This window comes from Cupriavidus sp. U2 (assembly GCF_009663685.2).
GTDB lineage: Bacteria > Pseudomonadota > Gammaproteobacteria > Burkholderiales > Burkholderiaceae > Cupriavidus > Cupriavidus necator_C.
Window position 1 is genome coordinate 589773 of record NZ_RCOG02000002.1, and the last position, 16037, is coordinate 605809.

General features: G+C 65.4%; 14 protein-coding genes. 12 read left to right on the forward strand and 2 right to left on the reverse strand.

Going from position 1 to position 16037, the window contains the following annotated elements:
- Nucleotides 1–382: 382 nt before the first annotated feature.
- The 6 genes from ompR to D9X30_RS04265 all read left to right on the forward strand — a co-directional run bounded on the left by ompR (nucleotide 383) and on the right by D9X30_RS04265 (nucleotide 6381).
- A complete protein-coding gene (gene ompR, locus D9X30_RS04240) occupies nucleotides 383–1105 on the forward strand; it encodes an osmolarity response regulator transcription factor OmpR (protein WP_010810107.1) in 723 nt (240 codons plus the stop codon).
- 23 nt (nucleotides 1106–1128) lie between these two features.
- Nucleotides 1129–2478 carry an ATP-binding protein gene (locus D9X30_RS04245; RefSeq protein WP_249640879.1) on the forward strand — a complete coding sequence of 450 codons (1350 nt, stop codon included), beginning with the start codon at nucleotides 1129–1131 and terminating at the stop codon, nucleotides 2476–2478.
- A gap of 275 nt (nucleotides 2479–2753) precedes the next feature.
- Complete coding sequence (locus D9X30_RS04250) at nucleotides 2754–4046, forward strand: MFS transporter (protein ID WP_153948134.1); 1293 nt, start codon at nucleotides 2754–2756, stop codon at nucleotides 4044–4046.
- Nucleotides 4047–4368: 322 nt separating this feature from the next.
- Nucleotides 4369–4917: a peroxiredoxin gene (locus D9X30_RS04255; protein WP_153948133.1), complete on the forward strand. Its 549-nt coding sequence runs from the start codon at nucleotides 4369–4371 to the stop codon at nucleotides 4915–4917.
- Between the two features lie 121 nt (nucleotides 4918–5038).
- Nucleotides 5039–5560, forward strand: a complete 522-nt coding sequence (locus D9X30_RS04260; protein ID WP_153948132.1) for a carboxymuconolactone decarboxylase family protein — start codon at nucleotides 5039–5041, stop codon at nucleotides 5558–5560.
- A 239-nt stretch (nucleotides 5561–5799) separates the two neighbouring features.
- Nucleotides 5800–6381: a GNAT family N-acetyltransferase gene (locus tag D9X30_RS04265; protein ID WP_153948131.1), complete on the forward strand. Its 582-nt coding sequence runs from the start codon at nucleotides 5800–5802 to the stop codon at nucleotides 6379–6381.
- Nucleotides 6382–6394: 13 nt separating this feature from the next.
- Here D9X30_RS04265 and ispF read toward each other — a convergent pair whose 3' ends face one another.
- Nucleotides 6395–6901 carry a 2-C-methyl-D-erythritol 2,4-cyclodiphosphate synthase gene (gene ispF, locus D9X30_RS04270; RefSeq protein WP_153948130.1) on the reverse strand — a complete coding sequence of 169 codons (507 nt, stop codon included), beginning with the start codon at nucleotides 6899–6901 and terminating at the stop codon, nucleotides 6395–6397.
- Between the two features lie 22 nt (nucleotides 6902–6923).
- Nucleotides 6924–7742: a 2-C-methyl-D-erythritol 4-phosphate cytidylyltransferase gene (gene ispD, locus D9X30_RS04275; RefSeq protein ID WP_153948252.1), complete on the reverse strand. Its 819-nt coding sequence runs from the start codon at nucleotides 7740–7742 to the stop codon at nucleotides 6924–6926.
- A 103-nt stretch (nucleotides 7743–7845) separates the two neighbouring features.
- Here ispD and mfd point away from each other — a divergent pair, with 103 nt between their 5' ends.
- The 6 genes from mfd to D9X30_RS04305 all read left to right on the forward strand — a co-directional run bounded on the left by mfd (nucleotide 7846) and on the right by D9X30_RS04305 (nucleotide 16004).
- A complete protein-coding gene (gene mfd / locus D9X30_RS04280) occupies nucleotides 7846–11298 on the forward strand; it encodes a transcription-repair coupling factor (RefSeq protein WP_153948129.1) in 3453 nt (1150 codons plus the stop codon).
- Between the two features lie 55 nt (nucleotides 11299–11353).
- Nucleotides 11354–12565, forward strand: coding sequence for an acetylornithine deacetylase (gene argE / locus D9X30_RS04285; protein ID WP_153948251.1), 1212 nt, complete (start codon nucleotides 11354–11356; stop codon nucleotides 12563–12565).
- 96 nt (nucleotides 12566–12661) lie between these two features.
- Nucleotides 12662–13516 (forward strand): phosphoserine phosphatase SerB, encoded by an 855-nt coding sequence (gene serB, locus D9X30_RS04290; protein ID WP_153948128.1) that lies wholly within the window; start codon nucleotides 12662–12664, stop codon nucleotides 13514–13516.
- Nucleotides 13517–13820: 304 nt separating this feature from the next.
- Nucleotides 13821–14054 carry a hypothetical protein gene (locus D9X30_RS04295; protein WP_249640880.1) on the forward strand — a complete coding sequence of 78 codons (234 nt, stop codon included), beginning with the start codon at nucleotides 13821–13823 and terminating at the stop codon, nucleotides 14052–14054.
- Nucleotides 14051–14350, forward strand: a complete 300-nt coding sequence (locus D9X30_RS04300) for a hypothetical protein (protein WP_153948126.1) — start codon at nucleotides 14051–14053, stop codon at nucleotides 14348–14350. Before D9X30_RS04295 ends, D9X30_RS04300 begins: the two co-directional genes overlap by 4 nt.
- Nucleotides 14351–14372: 22 nt before the next feature.
- On the forward strand, nucleotides 14373–16004 hold the full coding sequence (locus tag D9X30_RS04305) for a PepSY-associated TM helix domain-containing protein (protein WP_153948125.1): 1632 nt from the start codon (nucleotides 14373–14375) through the stop codon (nucleotides 16002–16004).
- The last annotated feature ends 33 nt before the right edge of the window (nucleotides 16005–16037 follow it).

Here is a 16037-nt window from a genome sequence, read left to right on the forward strand (position 1 = left end):
GCCGCGGCTATCAGCAGGGTCAGGCCGGCCAGACAGACCACTCGCGCGCAAATTGTGCGACGCAGGGTTTGCCCGTGCCGGTTATGCTTCACTTTCATTGGATAATGGCGGTTTCGACCGTGGCTTCCGGATCGATCTTCAGGATCCCCGGGGGCAGCGCACCGGCATCGCCCCAAGGACATCAAGGCGAATGCCAGTGTCATGGCCGGAACAGTACGATGCCCGTGGTGACCGTTCAGTTCCCAGGCGAAAAGGCGTCCCTGGGAAAACGGTTTGCGGAGTGTAAATGCACAAAAGGTGCATGCCGCCATACCACGGGGTAAAGTATGTAACGTTTTGTTAAGCCATTTTGAGCGAAAGCGATAGTCGCTAAGATACCGCCATGGAAAATACCAGCCACAAGATTCTCGTCGTGGATGACGACCCGCGCCTGCGCGACCTGCTGCGCCGCTACCTTGGCGAGCAGGGCTTCACGGTTCTCGTGGCGGAAAACGCCACGGCCATGAACAAGCTCTGGCTGCGCGAGCGTTTCGATCTGCTGGTGCTGGACCTGATGATGCCCGGCGAAGACGGGCTTTCCATCTGCCGCCGCCTGCGCGGCGCCAACGACCAGACCCCGATCATCATGCTCACCGCCAAGGGCGAGGACGTCGACCGCATCGTCGGCCTGGAAATGGGTGCCGACGATTATCTGCCCAAGCCTTTCAATCCGCGCGAACTGATTGCGCGGATTCACGCCGTGCTGCGTCGCAAGGGGCCCGCCGAAGTACCGGGCGCGCCGTCCGAAACGCCTGAAACGTTTGCGTTCGGCGATTTCGTGCTGAACCTGGCCACCCGTACGCTGACCAAGAACGACGAGGAAATCACCCTCACCACGGGCGAATTCTCGGTGCTCAAGGTTTTTGCCCGCCACCCGCGCCAGCCGCTGTCCCGCGAAAAGCTGATGGAAATGGCGCGCGGCCGCGAATACGAGGTGTTCGACCGCAGCCTGGACGTGCAGATTTCGCGTCTGCGCAAGCTCATCGAACCTGACCCGAGCAACCCGCGCTTCATCCAGACGGTCTGGGGCCTGGGTTACGTCTTCATCCCCGATGGCGTGAAGTAAGTCCGGTCGACCGCAGCCTCATCGTGGCGACCGCCCTCGGCCGTACCGCAACGCGGTTCTTCGGTTCGCTATTCTGGCGAACCTTCATGCTGATCGCCCTTTTGCTGGCGATCTCGCTGGGTATCTGGTTCCAGAGCTATCGGCTCTTCGAACGCGCGCCGCGCGCCCAGCAGATCGCCATGCAGGTGGTCAGCGTGGTCAAGCTCACCCGCGCAGCCCTGCTCTATTCGGACCCGGCCCGGCGCCGGTTCCTGCTGCTCGACCTCGTCCAGAACGAGGGCATCAAGGTCTATCCGCGCGAAAAGGACGACGACTTTGCCGCGCCCAAGGCCAACCCCTTCCTGACCCAGCTCGTCCAGCAGGAAATCCGCAGCCGCCTGGGCGAAGACACCGTACTGGCCACCACGGTCAACGATATTCCGGGCGTGTGGGTCAGCTTCGAGATCGAAGGCGACGACTACTGGGTGGCGATCAGTCCCGAGCGTTTCGAACGCGTGCCCGGTATCCAGTGGCTCTGGTGGAGTATTGCCGCGCTGCTGCTGTCGATCATCGGTGCCGCCTTCATCACGGCGCGCGTGAACTACCCGCTCAAGCGGCTGGCCAATGCCGCGCGACTGATCGGCTCCGGGGGCGAAGCGCCGCCACTGCGCGAACAGGGCGCCAGCGAAGTGGCGCAGGCCAACCGCAGTTTCAACCAGATGGTGCGCGACCTGCGCCAGCTCGACGACGACCGCGTGGTCATGCTGGCCGGTATCTCGCACGACCTGCGTACCCCGCTCACCCGTCTGCGGCTGGAAACCGAGATGTCGCCCGTGGACACCACCACGCGCGACGCCATGATTGCCGACATCGAACAGATGGATGCCATCATCGGCCAGTTCCTGAACTACGCCCGGCCGGGCCAGGAAGTGGTGGAGCCGGTGGACCTGTCCACGCTGGTGCAGGAATCTGTTGGCGTCTATGCCGCGCACGACGACGTGCGCGTGCACGTGCGGGCGAATGGCCCGGTCATGGCCGTGGCCAACCGCATGGAGATCCAGCGCATCCTGGACAACCTCGTCGAGAACGCGCGCCGCTATGCCAAGGACGAGGAATCGGGCATGGCCGAGGTGGAAATCTCCACGCGCGTGGAGGACAAGGAAGCCGTGCTGGTGGTGGCCGACAGCGGGCCCGGCGTGCCGAACGAGCAGTTGTCGCTGCTGACCCGGCCGTTCTACCGGCTCGACAGCGCGCGCAGCGAGGCCAAGGGCGCCGGCCTGGGCATGTCGATCGTCAACCGTATCCTGCAGCGCAATGGCGGCCGCCTGATCCTGGCCAACCGCCCCGCCCCGAAAACGGGGCTCGTGGTCAGCGCGCGATTCAGGCGCGCCTGACCCGCCGCTTCCCCCCCTTCGCGCCCCACTTGCGTGCCCGCATGCCCCGCATGCGGCGCATTGACAGGTTTTCTTCAGCATTTGATATGGTTTTGAAAGGTTGCTGACAGGGGAATGACAGCGTCATTGCGCACACTTCAGGCCATCGACAGGCCGATGCATACAACGGCATCCGAAGTCATGGCGCCGCCTGCCGCAGCACCCCTTTTCCGCCATGGCTGACAACAATCGACAACATGCCGCACGACCCCACGTACGGCGACCGAGAGACAGCCATGTCAAGCTCCAGCTCCACCCCCCAGCACGGTTTCCGGACCGTGTTCCGCGTCGTCAGCGGAAACTTCCTCGAAATGTACGACTTCATGGTGTACGGCTTCTACGCCGCCGCCATCGCGCGTACGTTCTTCCCTGCCGGCGATGAGTTTGCATCGCTGATGCTGTCGCTGGCCACGTTCGGCGCCGGCTTCCTGATGCGACCGCTTGGCGCGATCGTGCTGGGCGCCTACATCGACCATCACGGCCGCCGCAAGGGCTTGATCATCACGCTGGCGCTGATGGCGCTGGGCACGCTGCTGATCGCGCTGGTGCCGGGCTATGCATCGATCGGCGTGGCCGCACCGCTGCTGGTGTTGTTCGGGCGCCTGCTGCAGGGTTTCTCGGCCGGCGTGGAACTGGGCGGCGTATCGGTGTACCTGTCCGAGATTGCCAAGCCCGGCCAGAAGGGCTTCTACGTGGCCTGGCAGTCGGCCAGCCAGCAGGTGGCCGTGATTTTCGCCGGCCTGCTCGGCGTGATCCTGCACGCCACGCTGGCGCCCGCACAGATGGACAGCTGGGGCTGGCGCGTGCCGTTCCTGATCGGCTGCCTGATCGTGCCGTTCCTGTTCCTGATCCGCCGCTCGCTGGAAGAAACCGAGGAATTCCGCACGCGCAAGCATCGTCCGTCGATCAACGAGATCTACCGTTCGATGCTCGACAACTGGCGCATCATCATCGCCGGCTGCCTGATGGTGGTGATGACCACGGTGTCGTTCTACATGATTACCGCGTACACGCCGACGTTCGGCAAGACCGTGCTCAAGCTCGACGACGTGGACAACCTGATCGTCACGATGTGCGTGGGCCTGTCGAACTTCATCTGGCTGCCGCTGATGGGCGCCCTGTCCGACCGTATCGGCCGCAAGCCGCTGCTGGTGTTCTTCACGATCGCCACGCTGGTCACGGCCTACCCCGCGGTGTCGTGGCTGGTGGCGGCGCCGTCTTTCGAGCGCCTGCTGATGGTGGAACTGTGGCTGTCGTTCCTGTATGGCAGCTATAACGGCGCCATGGTCGTCACTCTGACCGAGGTCATGCCGCCCGCCGTGCGTACCGCCGGCTTCTCGCTGGCCTACAGCCTGGCCACGGCGCTGTTCGGCGGCTTCACGCCGGCGATCTCGACGTACCTGATCCACAGCACCGGCAACAAGGCAGCCCCCGGCCTGTGGCTGATGTTTGCCGCAGCTTGCGGCCTGGTGGCCACGCTGGTCATCTTCCGCGCCCGGCGCGAGCGCGCGGCGCTGCACGCCGCCTGAGCCTCCGGCGTACCTGCCGCATGCGTGCGGCCCGCGCCGCCTTCATGTGCCTGACACGTTCGCGTGGCAGGTATGTGATGGCGGCGCGCTTGCTTTCCGGACAGCCGTCACCATTTGGCACTCATGGCATACTTGCGGCGAGTTTTTGCGCAGCGCGAGACGCTGCCTATCGGTCCGTTTAAGAAAACCAATTGGCCTTGGTGCGCCCGAATGCGCATACTCGGAGCTTTCGTGCAAATACGATTGACATCCCCGGCTGCCGCGGGAACCGAATCGTAAGATTGCAAGCCTCAATCTGTTCAACCGTATCTAGGAGAAGTCAATGAAGACCGTTGGTGACAAGCTCGAAGCCTTCAGCATCGTTGGTGTCAAGCCGGGTTTCAACAACCACGAAGAGAATGGCCAGTCGGCTTTCGAAGACATCACCGAAAAGTCGTTCGAAGGCAAGTGGAAGGTCATTTACTTCTACCCGAAGGACTTCACGTTCGTGTGCCCGACCGAAATCGTGGCATTCGCCAAGCTGAACAACGACTTCGCCGATCGTGACGCGATCGTGCTGGGCGGCTCGACCGACAACGAATTCGTGAAGCTGGCATGGCGCCGCGAACACAAGGATCTGAACAAGCTGAACCAGTGGCAATTCGCCGATGTGACCGGCTCGCTGGTCGACCAGCTCGGCGTGCGTGACAAGGCCGCTGGCGTGGCCCTGCGCGCAACGTTCATCGTCGATCCGGACAATGTGATCCAGCACGTTTCGGTGAACAACCTCAACGTCGGTCGCAACCCGGAAGAAGTCCTGCGTATTCTGGACGGTCTGCAAACGGACGAACTGTGCCCGTGCAACCGCGCTGTCGGCGGCGCCACGCTGTAATTGGCCCTGCCTGCCAGGCACCTTGCGTGACCCGGCACATCGCATGGAAGGGCCTGGCGCCCTTTCATGTCGAAACCCGCTATGTGCGGGTTTTTTGAGCCCTTGTCGATAGGAGAAATAAATGGAATTCCTCAGCACGATTAAGAATGCAATCCCCGATTACGCCAAGGACATCCGCCTGAATGTGGATGGCACCATCGCGCGTTCGTCGCTGGAAGGCAACGACGCAGTCGGGGTGGCGCTGGCGGCGGCCTTCGCGGCCAAGAGCAAGCTGATTGTCGACGTGATTCGCAACGCCAACGTGCTCTCGCCCGAGGAAGTCACCGCCGCGCAGACCGCCGCCGCGCTGATGGGCATGAACAACATCTGGTATCCGTACGTCGAGATGGCCGAAGATCCGGACCTGGCCAGCCAGCCTGCCGGCCTGCGCATGAACGCCTACGCTACCCATGGTGGTGTGGACAAGCGCCGCTTCGAGATGTACGCACTGGCCGCCTCGATCATCGGCAAGTGCCACTTCTGCGTGAAGTCGCACTACCAGCTGCTGAAGAATGAACAGGGCATGAGCGCCCAGCAGCTGCGTGACGTCGGCCGCATCGCCGCCGTGATCGGCGCCGCCGCCAATGTGATCGTCGCGGAATAAGACGCCAGATCGCAACCGAAGCGCGCCAATCGGGCGTTCATCGCGGGCGGCGTCGCCCGTGCCGCAACGCCAGTCACCCACACGGGCGGGCACTGAGAGGTGTCCGCCCGTGTGCATGGATGCGCTTGCGCAATCGTCAATCGGGGTATTGTCCGACATCGCTTACAGCCAATCGAACCGGTGCATTTGTGCATGGCGCGGCCTACAATCGACGAAAGGTCCCGAACTTCGCTGCTGCCATGAGCACCTTGCCTTCACCCAATTCGCCGCGCTTCCGCTTCCGGCTGGCCGCGGTCCACGACTGGGGCGACATCGCCGCGGTCACGCAGCAGGCCTACGGGCAATATGAGCTCGAAATCATGGAAGACTGCCGGGCGTCGTTCCAGCGCGGCATGAAGGCCGTGATGGCTGCCAAGGACAATCCGGACATGGAATGGTGGGTCGCGGAAACCGACCACGGCATCAGCGGTGCGGTGCTGTTCTGCCATCCGGGCGCCACGTTGACGGCGCTGGACGACTCCACGATCACGCTGACGCAGCCCGAAGCGCGGCTGCTGTCGGTCAGCCCGCAGGCGCGCGGGCTCGGGCTGGGCAAGCGGCTGATGCAGATCTGCATCCAGCGTGCCCGCGACATTGGCGCCCTGGCGCTGATCTGCCGCACCATGCCCGAGATGGATTCGGCCATCAAACTGTGCGAGCAGATGGGCTTCCAGAGGCGGACGGAAGCCGGATCGCGCCATGGGGCCATGGCGCGGCTGATCGACTACGTGTATCCGATCACGGCCGAGGAACCGGCCGCGCCGTCGCCGCCAGCCCCCTGAGCCAGTCGCGCAATCAATCCTGCACGTCGACCGTGCGGCGGTAGATCAGCACCGCCGCCTGCGCGACGATCCCCTCTTCCTTGCCTTCGAAGCCGAGCTTCTCGTTGGTCTTGGCCTTGACGTTGCAATGCGTGACGGGCAGGCCCAGGTCTTCGGCCAGGTTGGCCACCATGCCGGCGATATGCGGCGCAAGCTTGGGCTTCTGCGCGATGACCGTGGCATCGACATTGCCGATCTCGAACCCGGCGGCTCGCACGCGGCGCGCGGCCTCGCGCAACAGCACGCGGCTGTCGGCGCCCTTGAAATCTGGATCGGTGTCCGGGAAATGGCGGCCGATGTCGCCCAGCGCAGCTGCGCCAAACAGCGCGTCGGTCACGGCGTGCAGCAGCGCATCGGCATCGGAGTGGCCCAGCAGGCCACGGTCGTGCGGAATATCGACGCCACCGAGAATCAGCTTGCGGCCCGGCACCAGGGCGTGCACGTCATAGCCCTGCCCTACGCGAAAATCGAACGGATTCAAAACGACTCCTTGCAAAAATGGATCACGACGCCGGCTGGCCCGTGCGCAGCAGCACGTCGGCCAGCGCAAAGTCCTCGGGGTAGGTCACCTTGAAATTGCGCAGCGAACCGTTGACCAGCCGCGGATGCAGGCCCAGGCGCTCGATGGCGCTGGCTTCATCGGTGACCACGGCACCGGCGGCCATGGCGTCTTCCAGCGCATGGCGCAGTACGCCGATGCGGAACATCTGTGGTGTTTGCGCCTGCCACAGGCCCTCGCGCGGCACGGTGCCGCCGATGCGCGCGCCGGCATCGGCACGCTTCAGGGTGTCGGGCACCGGCACGGCCAGGATGCCGCCGATCGGCTCGCTGGCCGAATCGTCGGATTCCACCGCCCGCACCAGCGTATCGATCATCGCACTGGTCAGCCCGGGGCGCGCGGCGTCGTGGACCAGCACCCAGTCGGTATCGGTTGCACCCAGCGTGGCCAGATGATGCAGGCCGGCAAGCACCGACGCATGGCGCGAATCGCCGCCCACGAACGCGGTGTCGAAGCGCAGCCCCGCAAACGCTTGCGCGCCGAACCGTGACTCCAGCGGCATGTCGTCGGGCGCCAGCACCAGCGCCGTGGCGCTGATGGCGTCGCTGGCGGAAAACGCCGCCAGGGCGTACCAGAGCATCGGCCGGCCGGCCACGGTCTGGTATTGCTTCTGCACGGCACCACCGGCACGGCTGCCGGTACCGGCACAGGGAATCAGGGCGAATCGACGATCGGACACAGGTTCTGAGGGCCTTTGAATATTTGGCACGGCCAGCGGGCCGGCCGGAGCGCATTCTATAATACGGCCCTCGCCCGCCGCCATGAATCCTGGCATGGCCCGGCTGGCATGACAGACAACCCCTGCCCGTGGCATGCCTTTCGCATGTGCCGGCGGGGTGTCGCCGTTTTTGCGCCCGATGCTGCCAATGCCTGACAACGCTACCGCATTTCCTTTCGCCACCCTGCCGCTGGTCAAGGCTGGCATGCGCCATACCCTGACCGGCCTGACCGGGTCCGCCGACGCCCTGGCGGTGGCCGCCTATGCGCGCCAGCACCGCGCCAGCGTGCCGATGGTGGCCGTGGTCTGCGCCAATGCCATGGACGCGCAGCGGCTGGCCGAGGAAATCCCATGGTTCGCTCCCGAACTGCGCGTACGGCTGCTGCCCGACTGGGAAACGCTGCCCTACGACAGCTTCTCGCCGCACCAGGACCTGGTGTCGGAACGCTTGGCCACGCTGCACGACATCCAGGGCGGCCAGTGCGACGTGATGATCGTCCCCGCGTCGACCGCGCTCTACCGGCTGGCGCCGCCCTCGTTCCTGGCCGCCTACACATTCTTCTTCAAGCAGGGCGAAAAGCTCGACGAAGCCGCGCTCAAGGCGCAGTTCACGCTGGCCGGCTACGAGCACGTCAGTGCGGTCATGCGACCGGGCGAGTACAGCGTGCGCGGCGGGCTGATCGACCTGTACCCGATGGGCTCGGCCCTGCCGTACCGGATCGACCTGTTCGGCGACGAGATCGAGACCATCCGCGCGTTCGATCCCGATTCGCAGCGCAGCCTGTATCCAGTCAAGGAAGTGCGCCTGCTGCCGGGCCGCGAGTTTCCGCTGGACGACGCCGCCCGCACCGCCTTCCGCGGCCGCTGGCGCGAGGTGTTCGAGGGCGATCCGACCAAATCCCCGATCTACAAGGACATCGGCAACGGCGTACCGTCCGCGGGCATCGAGTACTACCTGCCGCTGTTCTTCGAGCAAAGCGCCACGCTGTTCGACTACCTGCCCGCCGGCACGCAACTGGCCTTCGCAGGCCAGGTCGATGAAGCCATCCGCCGCTTCTGGGCCGACACCACGCAGCGTTACACCTTCATGCGCCACGACCGCGAGCGCCCGCTGCTGCCGCCCGCGGACCTGTTCCTGTCCGAAGAGCAGTTCTTCATCGGGGCCAAGCCGCTGGCCCGGCTGGTGCTGCAGCGCGAGGCCGTGGCAGCCGACGTGCCGGCGTTCTCGGCCAGCCTGCCCGATGTGTCGGTCAACCGCCGCGCCGAAGATCCGCTGGTCAACCTGGAAGCACTGCTGCTGAACAAGGCCACGCGCGTGCTGATGTGCGCCGACTCGGCGGGCCGCCGCGAAACGCTGATGCAGCTGTTTGCCGAAAGCGGCCTGCGTCCGATGGTGGTCGAGGACTTTGCGGCCTTCCTGGCCGGCGATTCGCATTTCTCGATCGTGGTGGCGCCCCTGCAGAGCGGCTTTGCCCTGCCCGCCGTGCCATTCGCGTTCGTCACCGAGAACGAACTGTATGCCGGCACCGCGCGCCGCACGGGGCGCCGCAAGCAGGAACAGGCCAGCACCGTCGATTCGATGGTGCGCGACCTGGCAGAGCTCAAGATCGGCGACCCCGTGGTGCACAGCGAGCACGGCATCGGCCGCTATCAGGGGCTGGTCACGCTGGACATGGGCCAGGGCGACGAGGAATTCCTGCACCTGGACTACGACAAGGCCAGCAAGCTGTACGTGCCCGTGCACCAGTTGCATGTGATCTCGCGCTATTCGGGCGCCGATCCGGACACCGCCCCGCTGCACTCGCTGGGCACCGGCCAGTGGGACAAGGCCAAGCGCCGCGCCGCGCAGCAGATCCGTGACACGGCGGCCGAACTGCTGAACCTGTACGCACGCCGTGCGCTGCGCCAGGGCTTTGCCTTCCCGCTGCAGCCCAAAGACTACGAGACCTTCGCCGAAAGCTTCGGCTTCGAGGAAACGCCCGACCAGGCCGCCGCCATTTCAGCCGTGATCGCCGACATGACCTCGGGCAAGCCGATGGACCGCCTGGTCTGCGGCGACGTGGGCTTCGGCAAGACCGAGGTCGCGCTGCGGGCGGCGTTCGTGGCCGTGCTGGGCGGCAAGCAGGTGGCCATGCTGGCGCCGACCACGCTGCTGGCCGAGCAGCATTTCCAGACCCTGTCAGACCGCTTTGCCGAGTGGCCGGTGCGCATCGTGGAGCTGTCGCGCTTCAAGACCAAAAAGGAAGTGGACGCCGCGATCAAGCAGATCAACGACGGCACGGTCGATATCGTCATCGGCACCCACAAACTGCTGTCCGACGAGGTGAAGTTCCAGCGCCTGGGGCTGGTCATCATCGACGAGGAACACCGCTTTGGCGTGCGCCAGAAGGAGGCGCTGAAGACGCTGCGCGCCGAGGTGGACGTGCTGACGCTGACCGCCACGCCGATCCCGCGCACGCTGGGCATGGCGCTGGAAGGCCTGCGTGACTTCTCGGTCATCGCCACCGCGCCGCAGAAGCGGCTGGCCATCAAGACCTTCGTGCGCCGCGAGGAAGACGGCGTGATCCGCGAGGCCATCCTGCGCGAGCTCAAGCGCGGCGGCCAGGTCTACTTCCTGCACAACGAAGTCGAGACGATCGAGAACAAGCGCGCGAGGCTGGCCGAACTGGTCCCCGAGGCCCGCATCGCCGTGGCGCACGGGCAGATGCACGAGCGCGAGCTGGAACGCGTGATGCGCGACTTTGTGGCCCGCCGCGACAATATCCTGCTCTGCACGACGATCATCGAAACCGGCATCGACGTGCCCACGGCCAACACGATCCTGATCCATCGCGCCGACCGCTTCGGCCTGGCCCAGCTGCACCAGCTGCGCGGCCGCGTGGGCCGCAGCCACCACCAGGCCTATGCCTACCTGCTGGTGCATGACGTGGACGGCCTGACCAAGCAGGCGCAGCGCCGGCTGGAAGCGATCCAGCAGATGGAGGAACTGGGCGCGGGCTTCTACCTGGCCATGCATGACCTGGAAATCCGCGGCGCCGGCGAGGTGCTTGGCGACAAGCAGTCGGGCGAGATCCACGAAATCGGCTTCCAGCTTTACACCGACATGCTCAACGCGGCCGTGAAGTCGCTCAAGGCCGGCAAGGAACCCGACCTGATGGCCCCGCTGGCGGCCACCACCGAGATCAACCTTGGCACGCCTGCGCTGCTGCCGAACGACTATTGTGCCGACGTGCACGAGCGTCTGTCGCTCTACAAGCGGCTGGCCAACTGTGAAACCGGCGAGCGCGTGGACGACATCCAGGAAGAGCTGATCGACCGCTTCGGCCGGCTGCCCGCCCAGGCGCAGGCACTGATCGAAACGCACCGGCTGCGCATTGCCGCCGCGCCGCTGGGCGTGCGCAAGATCGACGCCGGCGAGGCCACGGTCAGCATGCAGTTCGTGCCGAATCCCCCAATCGACGCCATCCGCATCATCGACCTCGTGCAAAAGAACAAGCACATCAAGCTGGCCGGCCAGGACAAGCTGCGCATCGAGGCCAAGATGCCCGACGTGGGCGCTCGGGCGCAGACCATCAAGCACACCCTGCGCCAACTGGCCTGACCGCGCCGACCGGTGTAGGATCACATCCTTGACGAATCAACTGTTTGACCATCCCATGCAAGCTGCCGCCGACACCCGCAACACCCACGCCGAAGCCCCGCCACGCGGCAGCGCGCTGGACTGGACCCAGCGTCTGGTGTCGTTCGACACCACGTCGCGCCATTCGAACCTGGGCCTGATCGAATCCGTGCGCGACCACTTCCTGGCAAAGGGACTGCGTCCGCATCTGAGCTACAACCCGCAGGGCGACAAGGCCAATCTGTTCGTGACGATTCCGGCCGCGAACGGCGCCACCGACGGCGGCATCGTGCTGTCCGGCCACACCGACGTGGTCCCCGTGGACGGCCAGAGCTGGACCACCGACCCGTTCAAGCCGGTGATTCGCGACGGCAAGCTCTACGGCCGGGGCACGTGCGACATGAAGGGCTTCATCGGTACCAGCCTGGCGCTGCTGCCCACCATCCTCGACGCCAGGCTGCGCGAGCCGGTGCATTACGCGCTGTCGTTCGACGAGGAAATCGGCTGCATGGGCGCGCCGTACCTGCTGGCCGAACTGCGCGACCGCGGCGTGAAGCCGGCGGGCTGCATCGTCGGCGAGCCGACCAGCATGCGCGTGATCGTGGCGCACAAGGGCATCAATGCCTATCGCTGCTGCGTGAAGGGCCAGGCGGCCCATTCGTCGCTGACGCCCAAGGGCGTCAACGCCATCGAATACGCGGCGCGCCTGATCTGCTACATCCGCGACATTGCCGACGAGTTCAAGGCCAACGGCCCGTACGACCGGGCCTTCGACGTCCCGTTCACCACGGCGTCCACCGGCACGATCCACGGCGGCATCGCGCTGAACACGATCCCGGCCGAATGCGAGTTCGTGTTCGAGTTCCGCAACCTGCCGGGCGTGGACCCGGAAGCGATCCTGGCGCGCATCCAGCAGTACGTGAACGACGTGCTGGTGCCGAAGATGCGTGCCGAGCATGTGGACGCGGGCATGGCCATCAGCAAGATCGCCGCGGCCCCGTCGCTGGACGCCGCAGAATCCGATGCAATCACGCAGCTCGTGCGTGCCCTGACCGCCGACCGCGATACAAACAAGGTGGCCTACGGCACCGAGGCCGGCCTGTTCCAGCGTGCCGGCATTCCGGCCGTCGTGTGCGGTCCCGGCGATATCCAGCAGGCCCACAAGCCCGACGAATTCGTGGCGCTGGACCAACTGGCTGCCTGCGAGGCGTTCCTGCACAAGGTGGTGGACAGCCTGCGTGTGGCCTGACCGGCACCGCCCAAGGCGCGATCAGGGAGCGGGAGCGCAGTACAATACCGCCCTTCTTCCTGTCGCCCTCCCGCATCGCCCGGATTCCCTGCCGTCATGCCCCTGATTCTCCAAAGCCTGTCCCCGCTGTCCGCCGCCGACCTCGACGCCGTGCGCACGGTGGCCAATGCCTCCGATCTCGCGCTGCGCGCCGACAACGTGGCCGCCGCCGACCACTGCAATCCGCTGACCCCGGCGCTGCGCGATGCCCTGGACGACGTGTGCGGCGAACGTGCCATCGACTGGGCCGTGGTGCCGGCGGGCCGCAAGCTGTCGGATTTCCGGCTGGTGGCGATGGACATGGACTCCACGCTGATCACGATCGAGTGCATCGACGAGATCGCCGACTTCTGCGGACTCAAGGCCGAGGTATCCGCCATCACCGAAGCCGCCATGCGCGGCGAAATCACCGATTTCAACGAAAGCCTGCGCCGCCGCGTAGCCCTGCTGAAGGGCCTGGACGCGAGCGTGCTCGACCGCGTGTACGCCGAACGCCTGAAGCTGTCGCCGGGCGCCGAGCGCATGCTGCAGACGATCCAGGCGCTGGGCATGAAGACGCTGCTGGTATCGGGCGGATTCGTGCACTTCACCGACCAGCTCAAGCCGCGCCTGAAGCTCGATGTCACGCGCGCCAATACCCTGGAAATCGTCGACGGCAAGCTGACCGGCAATGTGGTCGGCGAAATCGTCAATGCCGACGTCAAGGCACGCACGGTGCGGGAAGTCTGCGAGCAGATCGGCGCCGATCCTTCGCAGGCCATCGTCATGGGCGATGGGTCCAACGACCTCAAGATGATGGCCGTAGCGGGCCTTTCGGTGGCCTTCCGGGCCAAACCCGTGGTGCGGGCCCAAGCCAGCGTCGCGTTCAATCATGTCGGCCTGGACGGCTTGCTGAACCTGTTCCCGCACTAAGCAATTTCCCGCCGGGCACCCGTTCGCGGTGCCTGTTGCTGCCCTCGAATTCCGGGGGCGTCTTGCGCACATTTCCGTGCGGCTGTCACATTACATTTGCGTTATTCGCGTTTCGGCCACAGCTGGACCTAGGGGTCCGCTGATGCCGTAAGTGCCTTGTGAAATCAAATGCGAATCATTATTATTATTCCTTTCCCGTAACACCGTCCCCTCGGTCGCCCGACGCATGCAAGCGTTAGCCGTTCTCTTATCCCTGGCCGCCGCCGCGTGCCTCTATCTTTCCGCGCCGAATCAGGTGCTGTGCGTGGACGCCGACAATAACGGCCGCGCGCCGCTGCCGCCCCGGCTGCTGCGCTGGCTGGGCGCCTTGCTTGCCATCGCCGGCACCTGGGTCATGAGCATCCCCGAAGGTTGGCCCGTGGCGATCGCGGCGACGCTGGTCACGCTGACCTGCGCCCTGTCCGCATGGCCCTTCATCGGCACGTGGATTCACCACAAACGCTACGACGACATGCCCGGCGAAGGGAGTGCTCCATGATTGGAACCAAGTGGCTCGCCGGAACCCTGCTGGGCCTGCCGTTGGCCGTCGCGCTGTGCACACTCGGCGTGCTGTGGCTGCCGGGCGGCTGGGAAAGCGGCATCGTGCTGGCCATCACGCTGAGCTTCGTGCTGTGGGTGACCATCATCAGCCTGAGCCTGCTGTTCCAGACCAGCCGCGCCGCCTGGCTTTGGCTGCTTGGCGGCAACCTGGTTTGCTACGGCATCCTGTGGGCGGTCCGCCTGATGCACGCGATGCCGCCGGCATCGACACTGTCTGCCCTGTCTGGGCACTGATCCGGGCCACCGAGGCATTCGCATGAAACCCAATACCCTGCGCGTTTTCAATACGCTCCACACCTGGGTCGGCCTGATGGCCGGCTGGGCGCTGTTCATCGCCTTCTTCGCGGGCGCAATCACTGTCTTCCACCACGAATTGCACGTCTGGCAGAACCCGGCGCGCCTGGAGGGCCAACACGGCACCGAAGTCCAGGTGGACGGGCCTGCCATCGACGCCTTCGTGCAGAAGCTGGTGGCCGTGCATCCGGACGCGGCCAACAGCGTCTACGTCGGCCTGCCCAGCAAGGAAGAACCGGACTTCAATGCGTACTGGCAGGACAAGGCCGGTGAATGGCACACGATGAACGGCGAGCGCCTGAACGGCGACAGGACGGCGCAGCACAACACGTCGCTCGACCACGTGACGGGCGAGCTGTCGGCGTTCTTGAACGCGCTGCACTATTCGCTCGGGCTGGGCATCAATGGCATGTACTTCATGGGGATCGTCTCCGTGCTGTACGGCCTGGCACTCGTATCGGGCGTGATCCTGCACCTGCCCCGCCTGAAGAAAGACCTGTTCGCGGTGCGGCCCGGGCGCAACCTGAAGCGTTTCTGGATGGATACGCACAATGTGCTAGGCCTGTTCAGCCTGCCCTTCCACCTGATCTTTGCCATCACCGGCGCGTTTTTCTGCCTGTCGCTGATCATGGTCATGGTCTTCAACACGCTGACGTTCGACGGCAAGCTGTTCGAAGTGGTGCCGCGCGTCACGGGTGCGGCCCCCGAAGTCGTGGCCTCGGGCCGCGCATCCCCGACGATGAGTTCGGCCCAGCTGCTGGCGATTGCGCGCGAGCACGGCGGCGAGCGATTCACGCCCAATGCCATCCGCTTCCAGCGGTATGGCGATGCCAACGCCGTGGCCGAAGTACGAGGCGATAGCACGCGCGCGCTCGGCAACGGCGGCGCGGTAGGCATCCACGCGGCGGCCAATGAGCCGAATGCGGGCCAGTTGATCGCCAACCAGACGGCTGGCGCCCGCGACACGAACCACATGATCTATAGCGCCATGTTTGCGCTCCACTACGGCACGTATGGCGACCTGGCCATGCGGTTGGTTTACCTCGTCGCCGGGCTGGCCGGCGCGTTTCTGTTCTATTCCGGCAACCTGCTGTGGATCGAGACACGCCGCAAGTCCCGGCAGACCGAACAGCCTCGTGTCCACAAGCTGCTGGCCCAGGCCACCGTTGGCGTCTGCATCAGCACCTGCATCGGGGTGGCGCTGTGCTTCCCCGCTGCCCTGCTGTGGCCGGACCGCGCCGTGAGCTATGTATTCTGGCCCGTGTTCGTACTGGCCGCGGCGTGGGCGCTGGCAAGGCCCCCCATTCGCGCCGCCGTGGAACTGCTCTGCGTGGCCGCGCTGGCAACCCTGGCCGTGCCGCTGTCGAACTGGATCCTGACCGGGGACCACCTGTTTGCCGCCGCACTCCATGGCCGCTGGGTCATCGCCGGCTTCGATATTGGCGCCATTGCCATGGCTGCCGGATACCTCGCACTGGCCCGGGTGAGCTGGCGCCGCGCGCAGAACGGCCCCGCCGAATCGGTGTGGGCAACACGCGGCACAGCGGCCCAGACGGCGCCGCAAGCCACGATGCGCAAGGCCGACGCCTCCTGATTGACTGGCCAGCAAACAGAAAGCCCCGCTTCG

Coding starts and splice junctions, on each gene's coding strand:
- ompR (WP_010810107.1), top strand. CDS start 383: ATGGAAAATACCAGCCACAAGATTCTCGTCGTGGATGACGACCCGCGC.
- ispD (WP_153948252.1), bottom strand. CDS start 7,742: ATGGCGGCGGGCGAGGGCCGTATTATAGAATGCGCTCCGGCCGGCCCG.
- D9X30_RS04260 (WP_153948132.1), top strand. CDS start 5,039: ATGGAATTCCTCAGCACGATTAAGAATGCAATCCCCGATTACGCCAAG.
- serB (WP_153948128.1), top strand. CDS start 12,662: ATGCCCCTGATTCTCCAAAGCCTGTCCCCGCTGTCCGCCGCCGACCTC.
- D9X30_RS04305 (WP_153948125.1), top strand. CDS start 14,373: ATGAAACCCAATACCCTGCGCGTTTTCAATACGCTCCACACCTGGGTC.
- D9X30_RS04250 (WP_153948134.1), top strand. CDS start 2,754: ATGTCAAGCTCCAGCTCCACCCCCCAGCACGGTTTCCGGACCGTGTTC.
- D9X30_RS04255 (WP_153948133.1), top strand. CDS start 4,369: ATGAAGACCGTTGGTGACAAGCTCGAAGCCTTCAGCATCGTTGGTGTC.
- D9X30_RS04300 (WP_153948126.1), top strand. CDS start 14,051: ATGATTGGAACCAAGTGGCTCGCCGGAACCCTGCTGGGCCTGCCGTTG.
- mfd (WP_153948129.1), top strand. CDS start 7,846: ATGCCTGACAACGCTACCGCATTTCCTTTCGCCACCCTGCCGCTGGTC.
- D9X30_RS04265 (WP_153948131.1), top strand. CDS start 5,800: ATGAGCACCTTGCCTTCACCCAATTCGCCGCGCTTCCGCTTCCGGCTG.
- argE (WP_153948251.1), top strand. CDS start 11,354: ATGCAAGCTGCCGCCGACACCCGCAACACCCACGCCGAAGCCCCGCCA.